The organism is Parahoeflea alexandrii (assembly GCF_027214025.1).
Classification (GTDB): Bacteria; Pseudomonadota; Alphaproteobacteria; order Rhizobiales; family Rhizobiaceae; genus Hoeflea; species Hoeflea alexandrii_A.
The window spans coordinates 42,494-65,019 of record NZ_JAPWHB010000002.1; the positions used below are offsets into that span (position 1 = coordinate 42,494).

At 61.9% G+C, this 22,526-nt stretch carries 22 protein-coding genes and 1 tRNA gene; 8 read left to right on the forward strand and 15 right to left on the reverse strand.

The genetic code is table 11. From position 1 onward, the window contains the following. Window positions 1-38 precede the first annotated feature (38 nt). Window positions 39-866: a type I methionyl aminopeptidase gene (map, locus tag O4H62_RS06410; RefSeq protein ID WP_269386414.1), complete on the forward strand. Its 828-nt coding sequence runs from the start codon at window positions 39-41 to the stop codon at window positions 864-866. Then, window positions 863-1,711 (forward strand): RadC family protein, encoded by an 849-nt coding sequence (radC, locus tag O4H62_RS06415; RefSeq protein ID WP_331284449.1) that lies wholly within the window; start codon window positions 863-865, stop codon window positions 1,709-1,711. The genes map and radC overlap by 4 nt, the downstream gene beginning before the upstream one ends. A 5-nt stretch (window positions 1,712-1,716) precedes the next feature. Here radC and O4H62_RS06420 read toward each other — a convergent pair whose 3' ends face one another. From O4H62_RS06420 to O4H62_RS06440, 5 genes are all read right to left on the reverse strand, one after another. Further along, entirely contained in the window at window positions 1,717-3,285 is a 1,569-nt protein-coding gene (locus O4H62_RS06420) for a cryptochrome/photolyase family protein (protein ID WP_269386415.1), read from the reverse strand. 196 nt (window positions 3,286-3,481) lie between these two features. Then, window positions 3,482-4,903, reverse strand: a complete 1,422-nt coding sequence (tig, locus tag O4H62_RS06425; RefSeq protein WP_269386417.1) for a trigger factor — start codon at window positions 4,901-4,903, stop codon at window positions 3,482-3,484. Between the two features lie 180 nt (window positions 4,904-5,083). Further along, a tRNA-Leu gene (locus O4H62_RS06430) sits at window positions 5,084-5,168 on the reverse strand. A 150-nt stretch (window positions 5,169-5,318) separates the two neighbouring features. Continuing rightward, window positions 5,319-5,927 (reverse strand): GDYXXLXY domain-containing protein, encoded by a 609-nt coding sequence (locus O4H62_RS06435; protein ID WP_269386419.1) that lies wholly within the window; start codon window positions 5,925-5,927, stop codon window positions 5,319-5,321. After that, window positions 5,924-7,030 (reverse strand): DUF2157 domain-containing protein, encoded by a 1,107-nt coding sequence (locus tag O4H62_RS06440; protein ID WP_269386420.1) that lies wholly within the window; start codon window positions 7,028-7,030, stop codon window positions 5,924-5,926. The genes O4H62_RS06435 and O4H62_RS06440 overlap by 4 nt, the downstream gene beginning before the upstream one ends. Before the next feature lie 293 nt (window positions 7,031-7,323). On the opposite strand from O4H62_RS06440, the gene O4H62_RS06445 reads away from it, so the two are divergent. From O4H62_RS06445 to O4H62_RS06465, 5 genes are all read left to right on the forward strand, one after another. Then, window positions 7,324-7,464 carry a DUF1127 domain-containing protein gene (locus tag O4H62_RS06445; protein WP_269386421.1) on the forward strand — a complete coding sequence of 47 codons (141 nt, stop codon included), beginning with the start codon at window positions 7,324-7,326 and terminating at the stop codon, window positions 7,462-7,464. Between the two features lie 427 nt (window positions 7,465-7,891). After that, on the forward strand, window positions 7,892-8,035 hold the full coding sequence (locus O4H62_RS06450) for a DUF1127 domain-containing protein (RefSeq protein ID WP_269386422.1): 144 nt from the start codon (window positions 7,892-7,894) through the stop codon (window positions 8,033-8,035). A gap of 309 nt (window positions 8,036-8,344) precedes the next feature. Then, window positions 8,345-8,491 (forward strand): DUF1127 domain-containing protein, encoded by a 147-nt coding sequence (locus O4H62_RS06455; protein WP_269386423.1) that lies wholly within the window; start codon window positions 8,345-8,347, stop codon window positions 8,489-8,491. 110 nt (window positions 8,492-8,601) lie between these two features. Then, window positions 8,602-10,041 carry a methylenetetrahydrofolate--tRNA-(uracil(54)-C(5))-methyltransferase (FADH(2)-oxidizing) TrmFO gene (gene trmFO / locus O4H62_RS06460; protein WP_269386425.1) on the forward strand — a complete coding sequence of 480 codons (1,440 nt, stop codon included), beginning with the start codon at window positions 8,602-8,604 and terminating at the stop codon, window positions 10,039-10,041. 78 nt (window positions 10,042-10,119) lie between these two features. Continuing rightward, on the forward strand, window positions 10,120-10,749 hold the full coding sequence (locus O4H62_RS06465; RefSeq protein WP_269386426.1) for a hypothetical protein: 630 nt from the start codon (window positions 10,120-10,122) through the stop codon (window positions 10,747-10,749). A 43-nt stretch (window positions 10,750-10,792) separates the two neighbouring features. On the opposite strand, the gene O4H62_RS06470 is transcribed toward O4H62_RS06465, so the two are convergent. The 6 genes from O4H62_RS06470 to yajC form a co-directional block, all read right to left on the reverse strand. Further along, window positions 10,793-11,770, reverse strand: a complete 978-nt coding sequence (locus O4H62_RS06470; RefSeq protein WP_269386428.1) for a sterol desaturase family protein — start codon at window positions 11,768-11,770, stop codon at window positions 10,793-10,795. Next, on the reverse strand, window positions 11,763-12,221 hold the full coding sequence (locus tag O4H62_RS06475; protein ID WP_269386429.1) for a hypothetical protein: 459 nt from the start codon (window positions 12,219-12,221) through the stop codon (window positions 11,763-11,765). Before O4H62_RS06475 ends, O4H62_RS06470 begins: the two co-directional genes overlap by 8 nt. A 141-nt stretch (window positions 12,222-12,362) precedes the next feature. Next, window positions 12,363-13,226: a phytoene/squalene synthase family protein gene (locus O4H62_RS06480; protein ID WP_269386431.1), complete on the reverse strand. Its 864-nt coding sequence runs from the start codon at window positions 13,224-13,226 to the stop codon at window positions 12,363-12,365. Window positions 13,227-13,231: 5 nt separating this feature from the next. Continuing rightward, window positions 13,232-13,618, reverse strand: coding sequence for an Mth938-like domain-containing protein (locus tag O4H62_RS06485; protein WP_269386432.1), 387 nt, complete (start codon window positions 13,616-13,618; stop codon window positions 13,232-13,234). Between the two features lie 3 nt (window positions 13,619-13,621). Beyond that, a complete protein-coding gene (gene secDF / locus O4H62_RS06490) occupies window positions 13,622-16,192 on the reverse strand; it encodes a protein translocase subunit SecDF (RefSeq protein WP_269386434.1) in 2,571 nt (856 codons plus the stop codon). A gap of 94 nt (window positions 16,193-16,286) precedes the next feature. After that, a complete protein-coding gene (gene yajC / locus O4H62_RS06495; protein ID WP_269386436.1) occupies window positions 16,287-16,616 on the reverse strand; it encodes a preprotein translocase subunit YajC in 330 nt (109 codons plus the stop codon). Between the two features lie 307 nt (window positions 16,617-16,923). Here yajC and O4H62_RS06500 point away from each other — a divergent pair, with 307 nt between their 5' ends. Further along, complete coding sequence (locus tag O4H62_RS06500; RefSeq protein ID WP_269386437.1) at window positions 16,924-17,793, forward strand: ATP-binding protein; 870 nt, start codon at window positions 16,924-16,926, stop codon at window positions 17,791-17,793. A gap of 89 nt (window positions 17,794-17,882) precedes the next feature. Here O4H62_RS06500 and O4H62_RS06505 read toward each other — a convergent pair whose 3' ends face one another. The 4 genes from O4H62_RS06505 to serS all read right to left on the reverse strand — a co-directional run bounded on the left by O4H62_RS06505 (window position 17,883) and on the right by serS (window position 22,461). Next, the gene (locus O4H62_RS06505; protein ID WP_269386438.1) at window positions 17,883-19,631 is read right to left on the reverse strand and encodes a peptidoglycan DD-metalloendopeptidase family protein; all 1,749 of its coding nucleotides are present in this window, start codon (window positions 19,629-19,631) and stop codon (window positions 17,883-17,885) included. 105 nt (window positions 19,632-19,736) lie between these two features. Further along, complete coding sequence (locus O4H62_RS06510; protein WP_269386439.1) at window positions 19,737-20,390, reverse strand: protein-L-isoaspartate(D-aspartate) O-methyltransferase; 654 nt, start codon at window positions 20,388-20,390, stop codon at window positions 19,737-19,739. A gap of 3 nt (window positions 20,391-20,393) precedes the next feature. Further along, window positions 20,394-21,152, reverse strand: a complete 759-nt coding sequence (gene surE / locus O4H62_RS06515; RefSeq protein ID WP_269386440.1) for a 5'/3'-nucleotidase SurE — start codon at window positions 21,150-21,152, stop codon at window positions 20,394-20,396. Between the two features lie 25 nt (window positions 21,153-21,177). After that, window positions 21,178-22,461, reverse strand: a complete 1,284-nt coding sequence (gene serS / locus O4H62_RS06520) for a serine--tRNA ligase (protein ID WP_269386442.1) — start codon at window positions 22,459-22,461, stop codon at window positions 21,178-21,180. Window positions 22,462-22,526: the final 65 nt, after the last annotated feature.

The following is a 22,526-nucleotide window of genomic DNA, read 5'->3' on the forward strand; positions in this document are numbered from 1 at the left end:
CGGCAAAGCCGGCCGGGACAAGACAAAGCGAGCCTGCCATGGTTACCTATATCGATGCCGCCTCGGCCCCGATGAAAAACACCGGCCAGATCCGGCTCTACGGCCCGGAAGGGTTCGAGGGCATGCGCAAGGCAAGCCAGATCACCGCCCGCTGCCTGGACGAGCTGGTCAGCCGCGTGGCGCCCGGCGTCACCACCAACGAGATCGACCGCTTCGTCTTCGAATTCGGCATGGACCACGGCGCCCTGCCCGCGACGCTGAATTATCGCGGCTACACCAAATCCTGCTGCACCTCGATCAATCACGTGGTCTGCCACGGCATTCCCAACGACAAGCCGCTGCGCGAAGGCGAAATCGTCAACATCGACGTGACCTACGTGCTGGATGGCTGGCACGGCGATTCGAGCCGCATGTACCCGGTGGGCGAGATCAAGCGCGCAGCCGAGCGCCTGCTGGAGATCACCCACAAGACCCTGATGCTCGGCATAGAGGCCGTCAAGCCCGGCGCCCGAACCGGCGCCATCGGCGAAGCCATCCAGAAATATGCCGAATCCGAGCGCTGTTCGGTGGTGCGCGATTTCTGCGGCCACGGCGTCGGCAAGCTGTTTCACGATGCGCCCAATATCCTGCATTACGGCCGCGCCGAAGAGGGTCCGGAAATGCGTCCGGGCATGATCTTCACCATCGAACCGATGATCAATCTCGGCCGTCCGCACGTCAAGGTGCTCTCCGATGGCTGGACGGCAGTGACCCGGGACCGCTCGCTGACCGCTCAATACGAGCACACCATTGGCGTCACCGAAACCGGGTGCGAGATCTTCACCCTCTCGCCCGCCGGGCTCGACCGCCCCGGACTGCCTGCATGACGTCACGCCGTCGCCCAGGTCTGAATGAACAGGGCCCGGACGGCGACGGACCAATCGATGCAGACGATCATCACGCGCCGCAGGACGAACGCACCTATTTTGCCGAAAGCCGCCAGGGCAAGACCCGCGGACGGGCGCTGGAACCCGGTCCGGACGCCGCACCTGCCGCACCCGACGAACATTTCCACGGTCATCGCGACCGGCTCCGCAATCGCTTCCGCGAGGGCGGCGACCGGGCGCTGGCCGATTACGAATTGCTCGAACTGCTGCTGTTCAGGCTGATTCCGCGCCGGGACACCAAGCCGATCGCCAAGGCGCTGCTGGCCCGGTTTGGCTCCCTGCCGGAAGTGCTCGGCGCGCCAGCCCACCTGCTCACCGAGGTCAAGGGCGTCGGCGACAGCGTCGCAACCGAACTCAAGCTCACCGCTGCCATTGCCCACCGCATGCTCAAGGGCGAACTCAAGGGCCGCCAGGTGCTTGCGTCGTGGACCTCGGTGATCGAGTATTGCCGCGCGGCGATGGCCTTCGAGGCGCGCGAACAGTTCCGCGTGCTGTTCCTCGACAAGAAGAATGCGCTGATCGCCGACGAGGTGCAGCAGACCGGGACCGTCGACCACACCCCGGTCTATCCGCGCGAGGTGGTCAAGCGGGCGCTCGAACTCTCCGCCACCGCGCTCATATTGGTCCATAACCATCCGTCCGGCGACCCGACGCCATCACGCGCCGACATCGAGATGACCAAGCTGATCATCGACACAGCGCGGCCGCTCGGAATCACCGTGCATGACCACATCATCATCGGCAAGGACGGCCACGCCAGCCTCAAGGGGCTGAAGCTGATCTAGTCGGATCAGGCTTCATCCCAGCCTCGCATCTCGGAACTTTCGAAAAACCGCTTCGAATCCGCACGGACCTCGTCAAGACGCTCGGGTTTCATCTTGTCGAGCGAGCCCATGATCAGCCCCATGCGGTGGTTCTGTCTCAGCAGCTGTTCGTTCTCAGAGAGGAAGTTCCAGTAGAGATAATTGAACGGACAGGCCTTCTCGCCGCTTTTCCGCTTCACGTCGAACCGGCAGGAGCCGCAGTAATCGCTCATCTTGTTGATGTAGGCGCCTGAGGCCGCATAGGGTTTGGAGGCAACGAACCCGCCATCGGCAAAGAGCGCCATGCCCACGACGTTGGGCATTTCCACCCATTCATAGGCATCGGAATAGACGACCAGGAACCATTCCTGAACCTCACGCGGATCGATGCCGGCAATCAGGCAGAAATTGCCGATCACCATCAGCCGCTGGATATGATGCGCATAGGCATTCGACCTGGTTTCCGAGATCGCCTGGGACAGGCAATTCATTGCGGTCTCGCCGGTCCAGAAGAACCCCGGCAACGCACGCGTGGCCTCCAGCGCATTGGCGTCCGCATAGTCGGGCATCTTCAGCCAGTACACGCCGCGAATGAACTCGCGCCAGCCGATGATCTGGCGGATGAAGCCTTCCACCGCGTTGAGCGGCGCCGCACCGTTCCTGTAGGCCTGCTCCGCCTTTTCGCAACCCTCTCTCGGATCGAGCAAACCGCAATTCATCAGGGTGGAAAGGTGGCTGTGGAACAGCAGCGGCTCGCCCTGCTTCATCGCGTCCTGCCAGTCCCCGAAAGAGACAAGCGCCTCGGCCACGAACCAGTCGAGATAGGCCACGGCGCCGGCCCGCGTGACGGGATAGTCGAACGGTTCGAGATCGCCGAAATGTTCTCCGAACCGTTCGGCAACCAGCTCGATGACCTTGCGTGTCATGCTGTCGGGCAAGAACTCCGGCCTCGACGGTAATGTGATCGAATCGGGCAGCGACTTTCTGTTTTCGGCGTCAAAGTTCCACTGACCGCCCTCGGGCTCGCCATCCGTCATCAGGTAGCCGGTGCGCCGGCGCATCTCACGGTAGAAATACTCCATCCGCAGCGATTTCGGCTGCCCGCCGCTGTCGGTCGTGGCCCAGCTGACGAACTCCTCGTGGCTTGCCAGAAAGCGGGTGTCGGCCAGAATATCGAGATCGACGTCGAGTTCCTCCCGCCAGGTTTCGGCGGCTTCGAGCACACGCATTTCGGACGGCTCGGTCATGACCACGCGGCTTGCCCCGTGGCGCTTCACGGCTTCAGCCAGCGCTGTGCCGAAATCTCCGGGATTGCCCTTTGCATCGAGGCACAGGTAATCGACCGTGAAACCTTCGCAGCGCAGATCATCGGCAAAATGCCGCATGGCCGAGAACAGGAACGCGATCTTCTTCTTGTGATGCCTGACCGAGGTGGCCTCGGCCATCACCTCCGCCATGAAGATCACGTCGGTGTCGGGCCGGGCGTCGCCAAGACTTGAAATGGTGCGCGACAGCTGATCGCCAAGGACAAACCGCAACACTCGCTTCTCTGGCATAGGAACTCCGGCAAAGACATTTGCTTCACGCCCTTCCGGACGAGGTTTCCTATGCTTACGAAGCTGAAGCGCACATGGATTGTTTGCCGAAAGAAGCAATGTGGCTGTGCCAGCGCCCTGACAATACTCAAGGTGCAGAACGCAAAAACGCCGGAGCAATGCTCCGGCGTTTTCAGACATCGAAATCGGACGGGGCTTATTCGGAAGCCGCGTCGTCCTTCTTGGCGGCCTTCTTCTTGGCAGGCGCCTTCTTCTTCGCGGCCGGCTTTTCGGAGGCTTCCGCCTCGTCCTCGGCCATCAGTTCGTCCTTGCTCACAGACTTGTCCGTCACATCGATGACGGTCAACAGGTGATCGACGGTCTTTTCTTCAAAGATTGGGGCGCGCAGCGAGGCTACGGCACCGGGAGTCTTCTGGAAATATTCGTAGATTTCCTGTTCCTGGCCCGGGAACCTCCGGACCTGCTCGAACAGCGAGCGCTGCAGTTCTTCGTCGCTGACCTGAACGCCGGCTTCCTCGCCGATTTTCGACAACACCAGTCCGAGACGCACGCGGCGCTCAGCCAGCGCGCGGTATTCTTCGCGGGCTGCCTCTTCGGTCGTGTCTTCATCGGCAAAGGTCTTGCCGTTATCCGACAGTTCCTGGTTGATCTGGCGCCAGATGCTTTCGAACTCAGCGTCGACCAGCTTGGACGGCGTATCGAACTTGTGCGCCTCGTCGAGCTGATCGAGGATCTGGCGCTTCAGCTTCTGGCGCGTCACCTGGCCATACTGGTCTTCGATCTGCGAACGGACGATCTCGCGCAGCTTGTCAGCCGAATCGAGGCCCAGCGTCTTGGCCAGTTCGTCGTTGATTTCCAGTGCGCCCGGTGCGGCAACCGCCTTGACCTTGATGTCGAAGGTGGCTTCCTTGCCGGCAAGATGGGCTGCTTGGTAGTCCGCCGGGAACGTGACCGTGATCACCTTCTCGTCGCCTTCCTTGAGGCCGACCAGCTGCTCTTCGAAGCCGGGGATGAAGCGGTTCGAACCGATGACCAGTTCCGCATCCTGATCGGCGCCGCCTTCGAAAGGCTCGCCGTCGAGCTTGCCCAGGTAATCGATCGTCACCTTGTCGCCGTCGGCAGCCTTGCCCTTCTTGGGCTCGAAAGTGCGGCTGTTCTCGGCAACGCGAAGCACCTGCTCCTCGACTTCCTCGGCCGGCACTTCGACGACTTCGCGGACAACCTTGACCTTCGACATGTCAGCTAGCTCGAAGGCCGGGATGACTTCATAGGCCATGGTGAATTCGAAATCGGCCGAACCGCTGAGGATCGCGTCGGCTTCCTTCTCGTCCTCGGTCATCGAGATCTCGGGCTGGGTGGCCGAACGCTCGCCACGCTCTGCCAGGATCGAAGCCGGCTTTTCCTGGATCATCTCGTTGACGAGCTGCGCCATGATCGACTTGCCGTAGACCTTTTTCAGGTGCGCGATCGGCACCTTGCCGGGGCGGAAGCCCTTGATCTGCATCTTGCCCTTGGCTTCGGCAAGCTTCTCGTTCATCTGCGATGCCATGTCCGCGGCGGGAACGACAATCTTCAATTCGCGCTTCAGCCCTTCGGCAAGCGTTTCGGTAACCTGCATGTTCAAACCTTCATTTCCTCGCGACTGCGACCGTTCGGGTTGGCCCCGCGACTGGGCCGGTTTTCCGGCGTCGCTTGTGGCTTTCTTCATTGTAAGCCCCAGACCGGATCAACCGGCTGAACGCCCTTCGTGCTTGCCCTGCCGTCCGATGCCAGGCGGCAATCGGACCGGACTGTAATCTGGTGCGGGTAGAGAGACTTGAACTCCCACGCCTTACGGCACCAGAACCTAAATCTGGCGTGTCTACCAATTTCACCATACCCGCTCTTAGGGCCGCAAAACCACGCTCGCGCGAGGCGACCCTGAACGCGGTCGCTCTATATCACCCGATTGGCAGCGATCAAAGGAAAAATCACCCTCAGTGTCAGTGATTTTGGGCCTGGATGCCGCGCCGTGCCGATTTGAAGCCGGCTTTTCAGTAAAGCGGCTCCTCGTAAAGGGTCTCGCCGTCGATCATCAGGCGGGCAATTTGCGGCTCTCCATCCTCTGACACGCGAACTGCGACCGTGGTTCGGCCCGCGTTCTGGGCCTTTTCGATTTCCAGCCCCTCGCCTTCAGGCACGTAGTAGCGTTCGATGCCGAAACGCAGCGGGCCGAAAGAATTCAATCCGTTGCCCGGTCCGGCGACAGAAATCCGCACCGGCAGCGACCGTAACACCACGTCCTCTCCGGCCACCGCCGAGGGTTTGGAGAAGCGCGCAGCCCTGGCGACATAGGCGCCATCACTTCCCGGCGCCAGGATCAGCCACACAGGCGCGGTGGTGTCTTGCTCGGGCCAGCTGCCCTCGACGAGGCCTTCGTCTATCGACGAGACGTCGGTATAGCCGAGCCGGACATAATCCCCGCGCATCAAGTCACGCGGATCGACCGGTTCGGTCTTCAGCACGATTTCGCGTCCGTCCCTGAGAATCGCAGCCCTGTGCTCGATCGCCAGCGCCAGGGTTCCCAACAGAATCACGCCCGACACGATCGCTGCCAGCAGCGGATTGAGCCGCCGCCGCAGGAGTTGCCCGAGATCGGTCATGACCGCCCCTCCGCCTTCTTGAACCGTTTTTCTATCTTCATCACCGCAAATGCGATGATGGCCAGCACCAGTCCGCCCAGGAACAGGAACCCGGAACTGCCGAGCAGCGACCCCAGTGTTTCACTGACCACGTAGATCGTCTCGCAGGCGAAGGCGAAATAGGCAAACCGCCGCACCAGCCGGTTTTCGCCGCCAGCCACGACCAAGAGCGCGACGCTGATCACCAGGATGAGCGCCGCCATCGCCAATTCGACCGCCAGCGAGGGATTGTCGAGCATGGCCTGGATCAGGCCGAGCCCGGAGAGCAGCATGACCGCGCCATAGGCCGACAGCGTACCATGCCGGGCGATTGTGTTGCCGAACAGGCCGGGCGCCAGGGACCCGGCGCCAAACGCGGCCGCGCCGAGCGCCGCCAGCACGTAGCCGGGTTCAAGATCACCAGCGTCGTGAACGATCCACATCACCCAGCAGATGAGCAGCAGGGCAGAGAGATGCCCGGCGATCACCGAGCCGGACCGCCAGGCCGACAGCCCGGTCGCCAGGGCAAGCGCCAGAACGGTCACGTAGGCCGAGACAGGGACACCCGGGCGGGCGTCGAAGATCGACAGGTCGGCGAACAGATATCCGAATCCCAGCAGGCCGGCGCCGATCGCGGCCATGGCCGAGGAGAAGGACAGCGACACCACCAGCGCACCGATCGCCCATGTCAGCATGAACGCCGCTTCGTCGCCGCTGAGATGATACATCTGCCCGACGAGCGCTACTCCCGCCCCATAACATAAAAGCGTGAACACCAGGGCTGCCTCGGAGAGACCGCCTGAACCCCGCCGGAGCGCCAGCGCCGCCAGGACAAGGCCGCCTACTATAAGGACAAAGACACCGATAACCCGCATCAGCCGCGGGATGAATTCCCAGTTCGCAGCGATCAGCGCGATCACCGCCGCGCCAAAGAGCACCGCGGCCAGCACCGCCAACACAGCGGACAAGCTGAAGCCGGTGTGACGCCGGTCATGATCAGCAAGCAAGGCTTCCCCCTGCCCGGGCTGCAAGAGCCCGTTCCGGGTCCACTGATCGATCTCGCGGGACAGGTACCTTCGAAACATGGGGCGATTCTTTCACTCAAGAGCCGGCGATTCTCTCCTTGAAGGAGCCGAAATCGAGATTACATCAACCGGGCGCGCGAACAACGGCGGCTTTAGAGGCAGTTTGCCTCCTAGTATGTCCGAGTTGCACAGCTTTGCGGCAAGAACGACCAAAACACGCCTTAGCTATGCAATTACAGAATAGCTTCCATGATGATATTGCACTGCACAAATCGATTGAACGCCCCTATATTCAAATCATCGGAACGCCACAGTGGTGAACCGGACAACAGCGGGACAAAGGAAGGTCGCCAATGAAACTGATCCAATCCTACGCCAGCTGGCGGAAATACCGCGAAACCTGCGTCGAGCTGAACCGGCTTTCCGAACGCGAGTTGAGCGACATCGGCATGACACGGGGCGATATCCCATTCGCCGCACGGCGCGCCATATAAAAGTTTCTGGAATTCGGAGCGGCCTCCTCCTCCTCCCAAAAAGCCGCTTCGATGTGACTGGTGTCCATCCTCCTCCCGGACATCAGTCTCCCAAAATGACGCCCACCGGATCCTCCTCCCCCGGTGGGCGTTATTTTTTTTGCCTGGACGCCAGCCACCTTTTCAAGACCATGACCTTCCGTGCCGCCAGGACACCTGGCAGACAGGCCGTTGCGCGCCGGATTCAGGGGCTCGGCACAGCAGCCTTGCCACAAACCCATGCAAATTAACGATGGTTAACAAGAGTTTACCAAGATGCCTTGCAGGATTCGCATGGCTCCTTTGCAATCTTTTGCACTGCACAAATATCCATTTTGCACCTATATCAGCATCAACCAAACACGGCGGCCAAACTTTCGGTACACCGTCACAAAGAAAGGAAAATACCATGAACTTCCGTAAGGCTTACAAGGACTGGCGCGAATACCGCAACACCGTCAACGAACTGTCCCGCATGTCGCAGCGCGAGCTCAACGACCTCGGCATCTCCCGCGGTGACATCCCGTTCGTTGCACGCCGTCCCGGCAAGTAACAGCGCGACACCTCTGCCCGGTCGATGACCGGTCATTCAAACGGCGCCCTGGCAACAGGGCGCTGTTTCTGTTTGGGCAGCCATTCTTCACTTTCGAGAGGCGCACTGCGATAACCCTGTCGCTCGCGCTATCGCTTGTTTTTTGATCATTTTCAAAAGTTGACGAACCGATAACCCAGCCATTCCGGAAGCGCATATCAGACTTGCGAATATTGCGCTGCACAAATGGTCGGCAAACGCCTATATGGCAGGCATCAGATTGAGTAAATCGTCATCACTGCCCGAACGGGCATACCCGAGGAGACTGCCATGAAATTCTTCAGCAGAGCCCGCACCTGGATGAAAACCCGCCAGACTGCACAGGAACTTGCAAATCTTTCCAACGAAACCCTGGCCGACATCGGCCTGACCCGTTTCGACATCGACAATGTGGCTCGCGGCCTTCGCACCCGCTAATCGCATATCGCATGACCGCTCGTTACGGCGTCCCCAGGGACGCCGTTTTCGTTTCTGGATCGATAACAAACATCTTTGAGACGGGATCGCGCCCGTGGTAAACGGACGCCATGACCAAGTCCAACTCTCCCCACTCCCCCATCCATGTTGTCGGCGGCGGCCTCGCCGGCTCGGAAGCTGCCTGGCAGATCGCCCGGCGCGGCCTGCCCGTGATCCTGCACGAGATGCGGCCGGTGCGCGGCACCGAAGCCCACAAGACCGACAGCCTGGCCGAGCTGGTCTGTTCCAACTCGTTCCGCTCGGATGACGCCGAAAATAACGCGGTTGGCGTCATTCACGCCGAAATGCGCATGGCGGGTTCGCTTATCATGTCCTGCGCCGACGCCAACCAGGTCCCCGCCGGCGGCGCGCTCGCTGTCGACCGCGAGGGTTTCGCCCAAGCCGTGACCGACGCCATCGCTGCAGAGCCGCTCATCACCATTGCCCGCGAAGAAGTCACCGGCCTGCCGCCAGCTGACTGGGATCAGACCATCATCGCCACAGGCCCGTTGACGGCGCCCGGACTGGCGGAAGCGATCAGCACCGAAACCGGACAGGATGCGCTGGCCTTCTTCGACGCAATCGCACCGATCATTCACACCGACTCGATTGACATGTCGGTCTGCTGGTTCCAGTCGCGCTACGACAAGGTCGGCCCCGGCGGCACCGGCAAGGACTACATCAACTGTCCGATGGACAAGGATCAGTACGACGCCTTCGTCGACGCGCTGGTCGGCGGCGACACCACGGGCTTCAAGGAATGGGAAGGCACGCCCTATTTCGACGGCTGCCTGCCGATCGAGATCATGGCCGAGCGCGGCCGCGAGACCCTGCGTCACGGCCCGATGAAGCCGATGGGCCTGACCAATGCGCACCAGCCCGACATCAAGGCCTACGCCGTGGTTCAACTGCGCCAGGATAATGCGCTTGGCACGCTCTACAACATGGTCGGCTTCCAGACGAAGCTGAAATACGGCGCCCAGGCCGACATCTTCCGGATGATCCCGGGTCTCGAAAATGCGGAGTTCGCGCGTCTAGGCGGCTTGCATCGCAACACCTACCTCAACTCGCCGCTGCTGCTGAACCAGAGCCTGCAGCTCAGGAGCCGCCCTGGCCTGCGCTTTGCCGGCCAGATCACCGGTTGCGAGGGTTACGTTGAAAGTGCCGCCATCGGTCTGCTCGCCGGACGCTTTGCCGCCGCCGAACGGCTGGGGGACAAGCTGCCTCCGCCGCCGCTGACGTCGGCCTTCGGGGCGCTACTCAATCACATCACCGGCGGCCATATTGTCAGCGACGACGAGCCGGGCAAGCGCTCGTTCCAGCCGATGAACGTCAATTTTGGCTTGTTTCCGCCGCTCGAGCCTGGCGCCATTGTCCGCCCCGAAGGCGGTGGGCGGTTCCGCGGCAAGGAAAAAGCCAAGGCCAAGAAGCAGGCCATGGCCCGCCGGGCCTTGACCGACTTCGCCGCATGGCTCGGCCACGCCACGGTTGCCGCCGACGCAGCCGAATAGTGCCATTCATCCGATCGGACGATTGACCTCCGCCATCTGCCGTTTCACCATGTCGCAGACAACGGACGGGAGGGAGCCATGCGGTTCGATATCGGCAAAGTTTACGGGACACTGCACCCCTTGGCGGCAGTCGCGATGCTCGTCGCCCTCGGCGCCGCGCCGGCACTGGCCGAACCCGACTGTGCCGATGAAGTCCGCGCCCTGATGCAGGGCGTTGCCCCCGGTGAAACCGCGGTCAAAAGCCGGTCGACCACGACGATGGCGGGCGGCCACACCATGGTCAATCTCGGACTGAGCGACGGCAAGAACCACATGAGCATGGACGAGGACGGCTCGCCGGTTTCGCTCTTCCGCGAAAACAAGTTCTACACCACCGCCGACAAGGGCGAGACCTGGACGCTGGTGCAGACCTATTCGCCCGAAGTGATGGAACAGTCCCGCGATGGTCTCGCCTCCCAGGCCAAGAAGGCGACCAACATCACCTGCACCTACGGTGTCGACCTCGACGGCAAGACCGTCAACCACTTCACCGTCGATTACGCCATCTACAACACCGGCACCCCGGTCCACGGCGAATACTGGGTCGATCCGGAAACCGGCTTTGCCTGGAAGGCCAGGACGGTCAGCGATCCGGGCGGCAACGAGATCGTCATCGAACAGGTGAGCGAACCTGCACCGGGGGAAAGCCCGCCAGACCCGGACAACTGACCGAAGGATTGGACGTCGGAGAAAGGGGGCCGCGCGCGGGCGGCTATTCGGCTGCCGCGACCGATTCGGTTGCGCGGGTGGCTGCTCCGCCGCCCGGCAGTCCGGGTGTACCGGCTGCCTGCGGATGGCGGGCCACATAGTCGGCCTTCAGCGCCTCGGATCCCATCCGCGATCCGTCATGGCTCCACCCAGGCGGTGCGAACAGGTAGGCCAGCCGCTGCCTGAGGCTCAGGCCCGGCCGAAGCGCATCCCTGAACATGTCGACCCACTCGTGAAACGCCACTCTCACCGGGTTGAACGTGCCGATGTTCTTGACGATCCCGTAGCGCGGCATGTCCTCGTCGAGTTCCGGCACGAAGGTCCCGAACATCCGGTCCCAGATGATCAGCGTGCCGGCATAGTTGGAATCGAGATAGCGCGGATTGGTGGCGTGATGCACCCGGTGATGCGACGGCGTGTTGAAGATCCACTCGATCGGCTTCCACATCCTGCCGATCGTCTCGGTATGGATCCAGAACTGGTAGACCAGGTTGAGACCGCCGACGAACAGGAGAAGCAGCGGGTGAAATCCGAGCAGCGCCAGCGGGATTCTGAGGATGAACATGCCGGTAAACGTCCCGGTCCAGCTCTGCCTCAGCGCGGTCGACAGGTTGTAATGCTGCGAGGAGTGGTGAATCACATGCTCGGCCCATACCCAGCGGCAACGGTGGGCGATCCGGTGGTACCAGTAGTAGCGCAGGTCATCGAGAATGAAGCAGAGCGCGATCACCACCCAGGATGTGCCGAGATCGACGATTCGGAACTGCCAGGCCCACATCAGCACGCCGAAAGCGACAAAACCCAGGAGCAGGCCGGACGCAACATTGCCGACCCCCATCAAGAGCGACGTCGTCGTATCGCGGGTCTCGTAATCACCCCGCCCCTTGAAATAGCGGATAACCAGCAACTCGATCAGGATGGCCGCAACGAAGAACGGGATCGCCAGCTGGGTTACATCCGGAAAATCCTTGAGATCAGGCATTGCCGTTGTCCTCCGGAGCATCAAGCGCCGGACTCGCCAGGGCGAAGCCGCCGCACAGCCAGAGGGAAACCTCGGCGGCGTCCTCGGCCGACTCGAACACATAGTCTCCGCCCTTGAGCGTCGATTCGTGGAACTCGATCCGCAAGCCCGGCTGATCGCCGATCGGTTGCACGGCCACATCGCCGGGCAGGATCAGGCGCGCTACATTGTGGCGACCCATACTCTGCATGAAGCCGGTCTTGCCGTCCGCCAGCCGAAGGAAGCTGGCATTGCCGTCCTTCGTCATCGTCACCGAGCGGATCGCCTCGCCCGGATAGGCGCGTGCAAACTCGAGGATGACTTCGCCTGGGTCCCGGTTGTCCTTCTGTCCGGACCCGCCGGTGTAGTGGACCGCACCGATCACCAGTATGACCGCGAAGGCGACGACGACAATCAGGGCTCCGAGACTCATGCATTCCTCCGGCTTGACGCAGCTCCCGACCGCGTCAACGTCCCTTGACTATGCCGCGCCAGATGCCGGTTCGCAAGGCATCACAGAATCCTTGCGCGAGACGGTATATCCGTGCGGAAGGGACTTTTTATTGCAAGAATGTCAGATATTGCCGCGCCGCTGGGCCCACCAGAGCTGAATTTGACGGCGCCATTGCGGCATCCGAACCGAACGCTCGAGACACCCGGCGTCCTCCTTCTCGGCCCGATCGAACACTGCGTTGGCAAGGGCTACCGGCAGATAGGCGGGCGTGACTGAAGCGGGGAGATCGCGAATCGCCGTGCTCGCCTTTTCCAGATGCTCCCGCCCGAAACCGGCAAAGGCACGAACCGCATTTGCCGCCTGTCCGGGATTGCCGCCGGTAAGAAAGCTGTCACGATCGAGCCCGGTGGCCGACAGCAGGTCTGCGGGTATGAACAGCTGGCCCCGCGCCTGCGAGATCGGCAGCAGCATCAGATGCCCTGCAACCGCCTGGGCGACACCGGCATGGCCGCTTGCCGTGGCAGTCAACGCCGATGCCTCGGGGTCGATCAGATACGCCGTCATTTGCAGAAGCGACGATGCGGTTTCACCGGCATAGCCCTCGTAGCTTGTCCGGTCCGGCATCGGGTCGTCGTAAAGATCGAAGATCCGCGCGTCGCACATGGCGATCAGCGGGGCAACCGGCATGGCGCGACGGTCGATCACCCCGCGCAACAGTGACGCAATCGGATGGGCCAGCGCCTCGCCGTCCCTCTCACCCGAAAGCACATCCCGCCACCATTGAAGACGCACTTCGCCGGGCAGCGGCTCGCGCACCTTGTCGCGGATGGAAGCGATTTCGGCATTGAACAGAAACAGCGCCAGCAGATCGTCGCGTACGCCCTCCGGCATCAGCAGCAGCGCGAGGTAGCGATCGATGTCGGCCTCGCGCAGTTCGCCAAGCAATCGTGACCGGGCATCCGTTGTCAGGGGTGGCGCCGGCATCGCGCTCAGACAGCGATCAGGGCGGCGGCCACTGCCCGGGATTCAGCCAGCATGACATTGTAGGTTCGCACGGCAGCCCCGGTGCTCATCGGATCAGAAGAGACATTGGCCGCTCGCAAAGAGGTCTTCAACTCCGCCGGCAGGGGCCGGATCGACATGCCGGTTCCGACCAGCAGGAACTCGATGTCCCCTGTCTCGGCCAGCACCCGCTGGAACAGATCCATTGTCAGCGGCTGGTCCTCAACCACGTCCCATCCGTGCACACCCGATGGCAGGCAGAGGATCGAGCCGCGATGCGACATGTCCGCGAACCTGAACCCGCCATTGCCATAGGCGTCGATCGGTGGACGGCCCGGAAAATGCGCCGCGCGGATCTCGATCCCCGAGGCCATTCCTCAGGCCCTGCTCTGGTCCGGAACTTCGGCCGAAGTCTCGGTTTCGCTGTCGTCGTCCAGTCCAACGCGGAAATTGTCGGCCCGGAGCTTGAACAGGATCAGCACCGGCGCAGCGATGAAGATCGACGAATAGGTACCGACCACCACACCGAAAATCATCGCGAACGTGAAGGACCGGATCACTTCACCGCCGAAGATGAACAGCGCCAGAAGCGCCAGAAGCGTTGTCACCGATGTCAAAATGGTGCGCGGCAGCATCTGGTTGATCGACAGATCGAGCAACCCGGTCAGCGGCATCTTTTTGTAGCGCCTCAGATTTTCGCGAACGCGGTCGTAAACCACCACCGTATCGTTGAGCGAATAGCCGACAATGGTCAGCACCGCCGCGATACTCGACAGGTTGAACTCGATGCCCGACACCACGAAGATGCCGATGGTCAGCACCACGTCGTGAACCGTCGCAATGATCGCGCCGAGCGCGAACTGCCACTCGAACCGGAACCAGATATAGACCAGTATGGCGAGCAACGACGCGATCACGGCAATGGTACCGGCCTGCGCCAGCTCCCCCGAAACCGTCGGGCCGACAACCTCGACACGGCGAATATCATAATCGCCTTCGAGTTCGCCGCGCACCAGCGTGATCACCGACTGTTCGGCGTTTTCTCCGCCGCCTTGCGCCTGCACCCGGATCAGCACTTCACGCGGCGAGCCGAATTCCTGCGCCTGGATGTCGCCGAGATTGAGCTCCGACAGCCGTGCGCGGATATCGCCGACATCGGCATTTCCGTCCTTGGCCTGAACCTCTATCATCGACCCGCCCTTGAAATCGATGCCGTAATTCATGTTGATCGTGGCAAACAGTCCCATCGCCGCCAGTGACAACACTGCCGATAAAACGAAAGTAAACCTGCGGATTTTCATGAAACGGAAGGTGAAATCCCGGATAATGGCGTCGAGCGCACCCTTGGGCATGGATTTCGGCCGCCGGCGGCGCACCCATTCCGCAACCATCCAGCGCGTGAAGGTGAACGCGGTAAACACGGTGGTGACGATGCCGACGGCAAGCGTCACGGCAAAACCGCGCACCGGACCGGTGCCGAGATAGAACAGGATGACCGCGGCAATCAGCGTGGTGACGTTCGCATCCAGAATGGTGGCGAAGGCCTTGCTGAAGCCCGCATCGATCGCCTGGATCAGCGACCGGCCGGACCGGTGCTCTTCGCGAATGCGCTCATAGATCAGCACGTTGGAGTCGACCGCCATACCGACGGTGAGCACGATGCCGGCGATGCCCGGCAGGGTCAGTGTCGCCCCCAAAAGCGTCAGCACCGCGATGATCATGGTCACGTTGGCAATCAGCGCCAGGTTGGCGATGAAGCCGAGCATGCCGTAGGCCACGAACATGAACACCAGCACCAGCGTCGCGCCGATGATGCCGGCGATCTCGCCGGCAGCGACCGAATCCGCGCCAAGGCCTGGACCGACTGTCCGTTCCTCGATCACCGTCAGCGTGGCAGGCAGGGCACCCGCGCGCAGCAGGATCGCCAGATCATTGGCGCTCTGAACGTCGAAATTGCCGGAAATCTGTCCGGTGCCGCCGAGAATGGGTTCGCGGATCACCGGTGCCGAAACCACCTGATCGTCGAGAACGATGGCAAAAGGCAGGCCTACGTTCTGGGTGGTCGCCTGGCCGAAACGCTGTCCGCCCTTGGAATCGAAGCGGAAACTGACGATCGGCTCATTGGTCCGCTGGTCGTAGCCGGCCTGCGCGTCGACAAGGTTTTCGCCCGACACCAGAACCGAGCGCTGAACCAGGTAAGGCACCGGCGGATCATCTGTTGTGTAAAGAACCTCGGAGTTGGCCGGCGGACGACCCTGGATGGCCTCCTGCACCGGCATGGAGGTATCCACCATCCGGAACGCCAGTTTTGCGGTCTGGTTGAGCAGGTTCTTCAGCCGCTCGGGATCGTCAAGTCCGGGAACCTGGACCAGGATTCGGTCAGCGCCCTGGCGTTGGATCACCGGTTCCGTAGTCCCGAGTTCGTCGATGCGCTTGCGAACAACCTCGATCGATTGCGCCACGGCCGAGGAGACGCGATAGGTGATGCCGTCATCGGTGAGAAGAATGCGCAACTGACCCGGCTGGGTTTCCTCGATCGTCGCTTCCGCCACCGTGCCGCCGCCAAACAGTCCGGAGTTGACCGGTTGGGTGAGTTCGTCAAGAACCGTCTTGGCTTCCTCGACCTTGGCATCGTCGCGAATCCGGACCTGAACCATCTGGCCGGTCCCGGACAATCCCGTGTACCCGATCCCTGCTTCGCGCAACAGCCGCCGGACATCGTCAACCGTCGTGGTCAACCGGTCCTTGATGATGTCCTGACGCTCCACCTGCAGGAGCATGTAGGAACCACCTTGCAGATCGAGACCGAGCGTGAGTTTCTTCGATGGCGCCCATTCCGGCAGGCTGTCTGCCTGCTGCTGGCTCAGAAGATTCGGAAACGCAAACACCACGCTGGCAAGAACGGCAAGCCAGATGAGGGTTGTTTTCCAACGGGAGAAATAAAGCATGGGGCTCTCGGTTCATCCTCGGGGACGAAAAAGGGTAAGATGACAGGCAACGCGACCTGGCAGACAGGACCGATGTCCTGTCTGCACTATGCGGCTATTCCTTGACCGGCTCGCCCTTGACGCGAACATCGGCGATCAGGCTGCGGATCAGGCGGACCTTCACGCCATCGGCGATTTCGACTTCCAGTTCCGCGTCGTCGATCACCTTGGTGACCTTGCCGACCACGCCGCCGCCAGTGATCACCTGATCGCCACGGCGCACGTTCTTGAGCATTTCCTGACGTTGCTTCATCTGGGTCCGCTGCGGGCGGATGATGAGGAAATACATGATCACGAAGATCAGCAGGAACGGCAGGATCGACATCAGGATCTCGCCGCCGCCACCGCCGAGTGCGGACTGGGCATAGGCCGGGGTAACAAACATGAAAAACTCCTTGAAGATAAGGCATGGAGCCCTTCACGGGGCCTCCAGCGGTCGAGCGGAATATAGTGGCAAGATGGGCGATTGCAACGCAAACATCGTGCCTTCCCACCTGAATTCCTGCTCAAAACCGCTTTTCCGCTTCCCCACGCCGTGCTACCCGCACTTGAACGTCTCGGGCGCGGAGGAATTTGGCTGCGCTGGAGGCAAACGCAGTGTATCGGGTGGAGCGGCAAGGCTTGCGCATTTTTGCAATGTGCGCGGACGCCGGACGCCCAAGCCCAACATCAGCCAGCTCACGGACGCTAAGATGCAAGACCAGACAGCCCAGCAAATCCTCGCAGAACTCGCCCGGCTGTCACGCGCCGTGGAATCTCTGGCGCCGGCACCCCGCATGGAAAATCGTCTCGATGCGGCCGATTGTTTTGTCTGGAACGCCGATGCGCATCATCTCGCACCGGTAGCCCGGCCAAACCGGATCGACATCGGCCTGATCAAGGGAGTCGATCACGTCCGCGATATTCTGGTCGACAATACGAGGCGCTTTGCCCGCGGCCTGCCGGCCAACAACGTTCTCCTGTGGGGCGCGCGGGGTATGGGAAAATCCTCGCTGGTCAAATCCGCCCATGCCGAACTCCTCGCCGAAAGGGAGACAATCGCTCCCCTGAAGCTGGTCGAAATCCACCGCGAAGACATCAATTCCTTGCCCGAGTTAATGGCCATACTCAGGCCCGCGCGGGAACGTTTCATTCTGTTCTGCGACGACCTGTCGTTCGACCACGACGACACCGCATACAAATCGCTCAAGGCGGCACTCGACGGCGGCATCGAGGGCCGGCCGGACAATATCGTGCTCTACGCCACATCGAACCGGCGCCACCTGCTGCCGCGCGACATGATCGAGAACGAGCGCTCTACCGCCATCAACCCGAGCGAAGCAGTCGAGGAGAAAGTCTCGCTCTCCGACCGCTTCGGACTGTGGCTCGGTTTTCACAAATGCTCCCAGGACGACTATCTCGAGATGGTCGCCGGCTATGCTGCGCATTTCGATCTGAAGATCGCACCTGAGGACCTGCAGGCCCAGGCGCTTGAATGGTCCACCACCCGCGGCGCGCGTTCGGGCCGCGTCGCCTGGCAATTCATCCAGGATCTCGCCGGCCGCAGCGGCCAGAAGCTGTAGCTGTAGCCAGTGAGATCCACCTAACCGGAAATCGAAAAAGGCCGGCACTGCAAAATGCCGGCCTTTTCCGCTTTCGCCTGGAGGGGCGTTTATTCGAGATACTTGATCGGATCGACCGGCGAAGCATTCTTCCGCACTTCAAAGTGCAGCCGCGGCGTCTTGGCCACGCCGGTCATTCCGGAACTCGCAATCACCTGGCCGCGCGTTACCTTGTCGCCGCGATTGACATTGAGCTGGTCGGCATGCGCGTAGACCGTGACCAGACCGTCATCATGCCGGACCAGAACCGTCTTTCCGTATTCCTTCAGACCATCGCCCGAGTAGATGACTACGCCGTTTTCCGCAGCCTTGACCGGGGTTCCAGTCGGCATCGAGATATCGATGCCGTCATTGCGCTTGCCGTTCTCGGTCTTGGCAAAGCCGGTGATCACCTGACCGCGTGCCGGCCAGCGGAACTTGCCGATCCCCGTCGCCGCAGGCGCCACGGAAGCGGTGTCGCCCTTGGTCTTTGCTGCAACGCTGTCGCCAGCGGCTGTCACCGGCGGCGTATAGGCCTTGGGCGCCTGTGCTGTGTTGACCGAAGCCGTTGACGACGGATTGAGCGTCGAACCGGCGCCGCCGGGAATGGTAAGCGTCTGTCCGATTCGGATATTGCTGCCCGAAATCTTGTTGGCGGCCTTCAACGCATCGACGCTCACACCATGACCGCGTGCGATCTTGCTGAGTGAATCCCCGGCCTTGACCACATAGACGCCACCGCCCGCCTCGCCGGACTTGGAGGCCGTTCCGGAAATTGGCTGATTTGCCGACGATTGCTTGTCCGGATTGCGCAGCGACGGCGCTGCCGGCAGCACCGCCACTTCGCGACCCGGCGCAGGTGCGGGCAGAGGAAGCCGGTCATGCTTGACCTCGCCGACCAGGCCGGAGCTGGAATGCGAGGCGCGGGTTTTCGCATCGCTGTCCGGCGCCGAAACCGGTGCCTGGCGCGAATAGACATAGATCGGGATCAGCAATTTCTGGCCGCTTGGAACCTTCGAGGCGTCGGTGATGCCGTTGGCCTTCATGATTTCGCTGGCGGGAACGCCGTAACGCTTCGACAGATTGTAGATCGTCTCGCCTTCGCCAAGCGTGATGCGTGTCGCACCGGTCGTGGTCCAGCCGGCACTCTGCGGCGCGGATCCGGTCACGATCGGATCCGGCGCCAGCACCGGGTCGGCATCCTGATAGCGCGGATTAACCGGGACCGTTGACGTCAACTGCTGCGGCCGCTCAGGGAAAGCCTGGGCCTGCGGCTGGGACGCCACAGGTTGCGTCATCGGCTCCAGAACCGGCAAGTTCGCCGCCTGCTGCTGCACCGGCTGGCGCGACGGCAGGATGCTGCGCGCCACGGACGAAACCCGCTGCACGCCGCCGGTAATGATATTCGATGAGGAAGACGCCCCGCGCGCAACCGAGCCGGGGATGGAGCCGGTCGATGTCGGGTCATAACCCTGTTGCGCCGGCGAGCGGTAATCTCCGGGAAACGCCTGCGAAACCGACGCCGGCGCCTGCGGGAAAGCCTGCTGTCCGGCACTCGGCGCCTGCGGATACGCCTGGGCCTGCGGGTATGCCTGAGCCTGAGGATAGCCCTGCGGCGCCGCATTGCCGCCGACGGAGCCCATCGGCGCCAGCCGGTCGGACGCGGGCTGCGGCACGGAGGCTGTCAGCAACTGATCGGTGTTTCGATAGGAAAAGCGATTGGCGTCCGAACTGCAGGCGGCGGCGGAGCCCGCCAGGAGCGCAACACCAAGCAAACGAGTTACCGATGTGCCGGAAACGACAGTCTGTCTGAGACGCATAACACTACCCAATCAACGCAAAACCAACTGGGATGATTAAAGCGCGTTAGTGTTACTCATCGGTTAAGGCGGCTAAAATCGGTGCTTTTTGTGATGATTTATGCCTCAAAGCGCAGCTGCAACACCCGGGATGAAAGCCCTGTAAGGCACCGCGAAAAGGTCCTCGCGTTCAAAACGGCTGCCGATCTTGGTCAGGCGCACCATCTGCGCCCGCCCATTCTCCTGAAGGATGGGCGCCAGCATGACGCCCCCCGACGCCAGTTGATCGACAAACTGGCGCGGCATGCCGTCAAAGGCGCACGTGGCAATGATCCGATCGAAGCTGCCCTCCCCGTTCATGCCCTTCAACCCATCCGCCTGACGCGAAACGACATTGCCAAGCCCGAGATGGCCAAAGCGCTGCTGCGCCAGCTGGACCAGCGTCTTGTAACGGTCGACTGTCACCACCCGCTCGGCCAGCCGCGCCGCAACCGCCGCCAGAAAACCGCTTCCCGTCCCGAGATCGAGCACCCGGTGACCCGCCTCGATCGCCGCAGCCATGATCAGCCTCGCAACCAGGTCGGCGCTTTCGGCGAAACTGCCGCAATCGATCGGCACCAGGCGGTCCTGGTAGGCGGCATCGGAGTAAGCGGCGGAAAAAAACAGCGTCCGCGGAGTCTGCTCAAGCGCCGTCAGCAACGCCTTGTCAGCCAGACCCTCGGCCCTGAGGCGCAGGAAAAGTCCCGCGAACCCCTCCTTCTCCGCCAGCCGCGCATTCATCGCTCAGTCTTCCAGCCTTTTGGCAATCAGTTCCTGAACCGCATGATTGGTCAGGTCCAGCTTCAGCGGCGTCACCGAAATGTAGCCGTTCGAGATGGCCTTGATGTCGCTGTTGGCTTCCGGAGAGAAATCACGGCGGCCGAATTTCAGCCAGAAATAGGGAAAGCCGCGGCCGTCGTGACGTTCCTCGATCGAAAGACCGTGCGTCATCTGCCCCTGGTCGGTCACGATCACACCCTTGACCTCATCGGCCGGGCAATTCGGGAAATTGACATTGAGCAGCGTGCCTGCCGGAAGATCGATCTTCACCAGCTTCTTGAGAAGATCCGGCGCAAGGGTCTCGACCACGTCCCACGGGACGATGCGGCCATTGACGAAATTGTAGGCCTGACTGATGGCGATCGAGCGGACGCCGAGCAGCGTGCCTTCCATGGCGCCGGCCACCGTGCCCGAGTAGGTCACGTCATCGGCGACATTCTGGCCCGAATTCACCCCCGAGAGCACCAGGTCCGGCGCCTCGTCCATCAGGCTCCGGATCGCCATGATGACGCAATCAGTCGGCGTGCCGCGCAGCGCATAGGTCTTGTCGCGGACCTTGCGCAGCCTGAGCGGCTCCGACAGGGTCAGTGAATGCGCAAGCCCGCTCTGGTCGGTTTCAGGCGCAACGATCCAGACGTCGTCCGAAAGTGTGCGGGCAATGCGCTCGAGCACCTCAAGCCCCTCGGCATGGATGCCGTCGTCATTGGTGATGAGTATGCGCATTGCCTGCTCTCCTGAAATAAATAAACTAGGACGCTTTCTCGATCTTCGTGAGCCCGCCCATGTAGGGACGCAGCACGTCAGGCACGGTGATCGAGCCGTCGGCGTTCTGGTAGTTTTCCATGACGGCGATCAGCGCGCGACCGACGGCCACACCGGACCCGTTCAGGGTATGGACGAAGCGCGTGGCCTTGTCCCCAGCCTTGCGGCAGCGCGCATTCATCCGCCGCGCCTGGAAATCGCCGCACACCGAGCAGGACGAGATCTCGCGGTAGGCTTTCTGCCCGGGCAGCCAAACTTCGATGTCATAGGTCTTGCGCGCACCAAACCCCATGTCGCCGGTGCACAGCACGATGGTGCGGAAATGCAGTCCCAGACCCTTCAGCACGGCCTCGGCGCTCGCGGTCATCCGCTCGTGCTCCTCGAGCGAGGTATCGGGCGAAGTCACGGAGACCAGTTCCACCTTGGTGAACTGGTGCTGGCGCAGCATGCCACGCGTGTCGCGGCCGGCAGATCCGGCCTCCGAACGGAAGCATGCCGTTTGCGCCACGTAGCGCTTGGGCAGCTCTTCTTCGGCAAGGATCTCGCCGGCGGCCATGTAGGTCAGCGGCACTTCCGCGGTCGGAATCAGCCAGCGGCCATCGGTTGTGCGGAACAGATCATCGCCGAACTTGGGCAGCTTGTCGGTGCCATAGGCCGCCGCGTCGTTGACCATCAGCGGTGGATTGACTTCCGTGTAGCCATGCTCGCCGGTGTGGAGATCGAGCATGTACTGACCAAGCGCGCGCTCGAGACGCGCAAGCGCGCCCGACAGGATGGTGAACCTGGCGCCCGACATCTTTGCCGCACGCTCGAAATCCATCATCCCCAGCGCTTCGCCAAGCTCGAAATGTTCCTTGGTCTCGAAACCGAGATCGGGCTTCAAGCCGGAAACCCGGATCTCGACATTGTCGCTCTCGTCACGGCCCACCGGCACATCCTCGAGCGGGATGTTGGGCAGCACCGACAGCGCATGCTTGAGCGCTTCGTCGAGTTCGCGCTCTTTGGCCTCGCCGGCCTGCAGTTCGTCCTTGAGCTTGGCGACTTCCGCCTTCAGGCTGTCGGCCGCGGCCTGGTCCTTGGCGGCCATGGCCTTGCCGATTTCCTTCGAAGCGGCGTTGCGGCGCTCCTGCAGCGCCTGCAGCGCACCAACATGGCTCCGGCGCGCTTCATCGAGAGCGATCAGCTGTCCGGATTGCGCCTCAGCGCCCCGCTTGGCCAGCGCCGCGTCAAGAGCTTCGGGGTTCTCACGTATCCATTTGATGTCAAGCATGGCAGGTTCCGGTACTTAAATGGCAGCGCCTGACCCGCAACCGTGCCGTCAGACGGCACAGCCTT

What these genes read in the sequence shown, in the direction of transcription:
- O4H62_RS06470 (WP_269386428.1), bottom strand. Translation starts at nt 11,770, where the DNA reads ATGCCTGATCTCAAGGATTTTCCGGATGTAACCCAGCTGGCGATCCCG.
- O4H62_RS06435 (WP_269386419.1), bottom strand. Translation starts at nt 5,927, where the DNA reads ATGACCGATCTCGGGCAACTCCTGCGGCGGCGGCTCAATCCGCTGCTG.
- O4H62_RS06485 (WP_269386432.1), bottom strand. Translation starts at nt 13,618, where the DNA reads ATGGCCTCGGGGATCGAGATCCGCGCGGCGCATTTTCCGGGCCGTCCA.
- yajC (WP_269386436.1), bottom strand. Translation starts at nt 16,616, where the DNA reads ATGTTTGTTACCCCGGCCTATGCCCAGTCCGCACTCGGCGGTGGCGGC.
- map (WP_269386414.1), top strand. Translation starts at nt 39, where the DNA reads ATGGTTACCTATATCGATGCCGCCTCGGCCCCGATGAAAAACACCGGC.
- O4H62_RS06440 (WP_269386420.1), bottom strand. Translation starts at nt 7,030, where the DNA reads ATGTTTCGAAGGTACCTGTCCCGCGAGATCGATCAGTGGACCCGGAAC.
- O4H62_RS06450 (WP_269386422.1), top strand. Translation starts at nt 7,892, where the DNA reads ATGAACTTCCGTAAGGCTTACAAGGACTGGCGCGAATACCGCAACACC.
- O4H62_RS06500 (WP_269386437.1), top strand. Translation starts at nt 16,924, where the DNA reads ATGCAAGACCAGACAGCCCAGCAAATCCTCGCAGAACTCGCCCGGCTG.
- O4H62_RS06465 (WP_269386426.1), top strand. Translation starts at nt 10,120, where the DNA reads ATGCGGTTCGATATCGGCAAAGTTTACGGGACACTGCACCCCTTGGCG.
- radC (WP_331284449.1), top strand. Translation starts at nt 863, where the DNA reads ATGACGTCACGCCGTCGCCCAGGTCTGAATGAACAGGGCCCGGACGGC.
- O4H62_RS06420 (WP_269386415.1), bottom strand. Translation starts at nt 3,285, where the DNA reads ATGCCAGAGAAGCGAGTGTTGCGGTTTGTCCTTGGCGATCAGCTGTCG.
- O4H62_RS06455 (WP_269386423.1), top strand. Translation starts at nt 8,345, where the DNA reads ATGAAATTCTTCAGCAGAGCCCGCACCTGGATGAAAACCCGCCAGACT.
- surE (WP_269386440.1), bottom strand. Translation starts at nt 21,152, where the DNA reads ATGCGCATACTCATCACCAATGACGACGGCATCCATGCCGAGGGGCTT.
- O4H62_RS06475 (WP_269386429.1), bottom strand. Translation starts at nt 12,221, where the DNA reads ATGAGTCTCGGAGCCCTGATTGTCGTCGTCGCCTTCGCGGTCATACTG.
- O4H62_RS06480 (WP_269386431.1), bottom strand. Translation starts at nt 13,226, where the DNA reads ATGCCGGCGCCACCCCTGACAACGGATGCCCGGTCACGATTGCTTGGC.
- O4H62_RS06505 (WP_269386438.1), bottom strand. Translation starts at nt 19,631, where the DNA reads ATGCGTCTCAGACAGACTGTCGTTTCCGGCACATCGGTAACTCGTTTG.
- serS (WP_269386442.1), bottom strand. Translation starts at nt 22,461, where the DNA reads ATGCTTGACATCAAATGGATACGTGAGAACCCCGAAGCTCTTGACGCG.
- secDF (WP_269386434.1), bottom strand. Translation starts at nt 16,192, where the DNA reads ATGCTTTATTTCTCCCGTTGGAAAACAACCCTCATCTGGCTTGCCGTT.
- O4H62_RS06445 (WP_269386421.1), top strand. Translation starts at nt 7,324, where the DNA reads ATGAAACTGATCCAATCCTACGCCAGCTGGCGGAAATACCGCGAAACC.
- trmFO (WP_269386425.1), top strand. Translation starts at nt 8,602, where the DNA reads ATGACCAAGTCCAACTCTCCCCACTCCCCCATCCATGTTGTCGGCGGC.
- O4H62_RS06510 (WP_269386439.1), bottom strand. Translation starts at nt 20,390, where the DNA reads ATGAATGCGCGGCTGGCGGAGAAGGAGGGGTTCGCGGGACTTTTCCTG.
- tig (WP_269386417.1), bottom strand. Translation starts at nt 4,903, where the DNA reads ATGCAGGTTACCGAAACGCTTGCCGAAGGGCTGAAGCGCGAATTGAAG.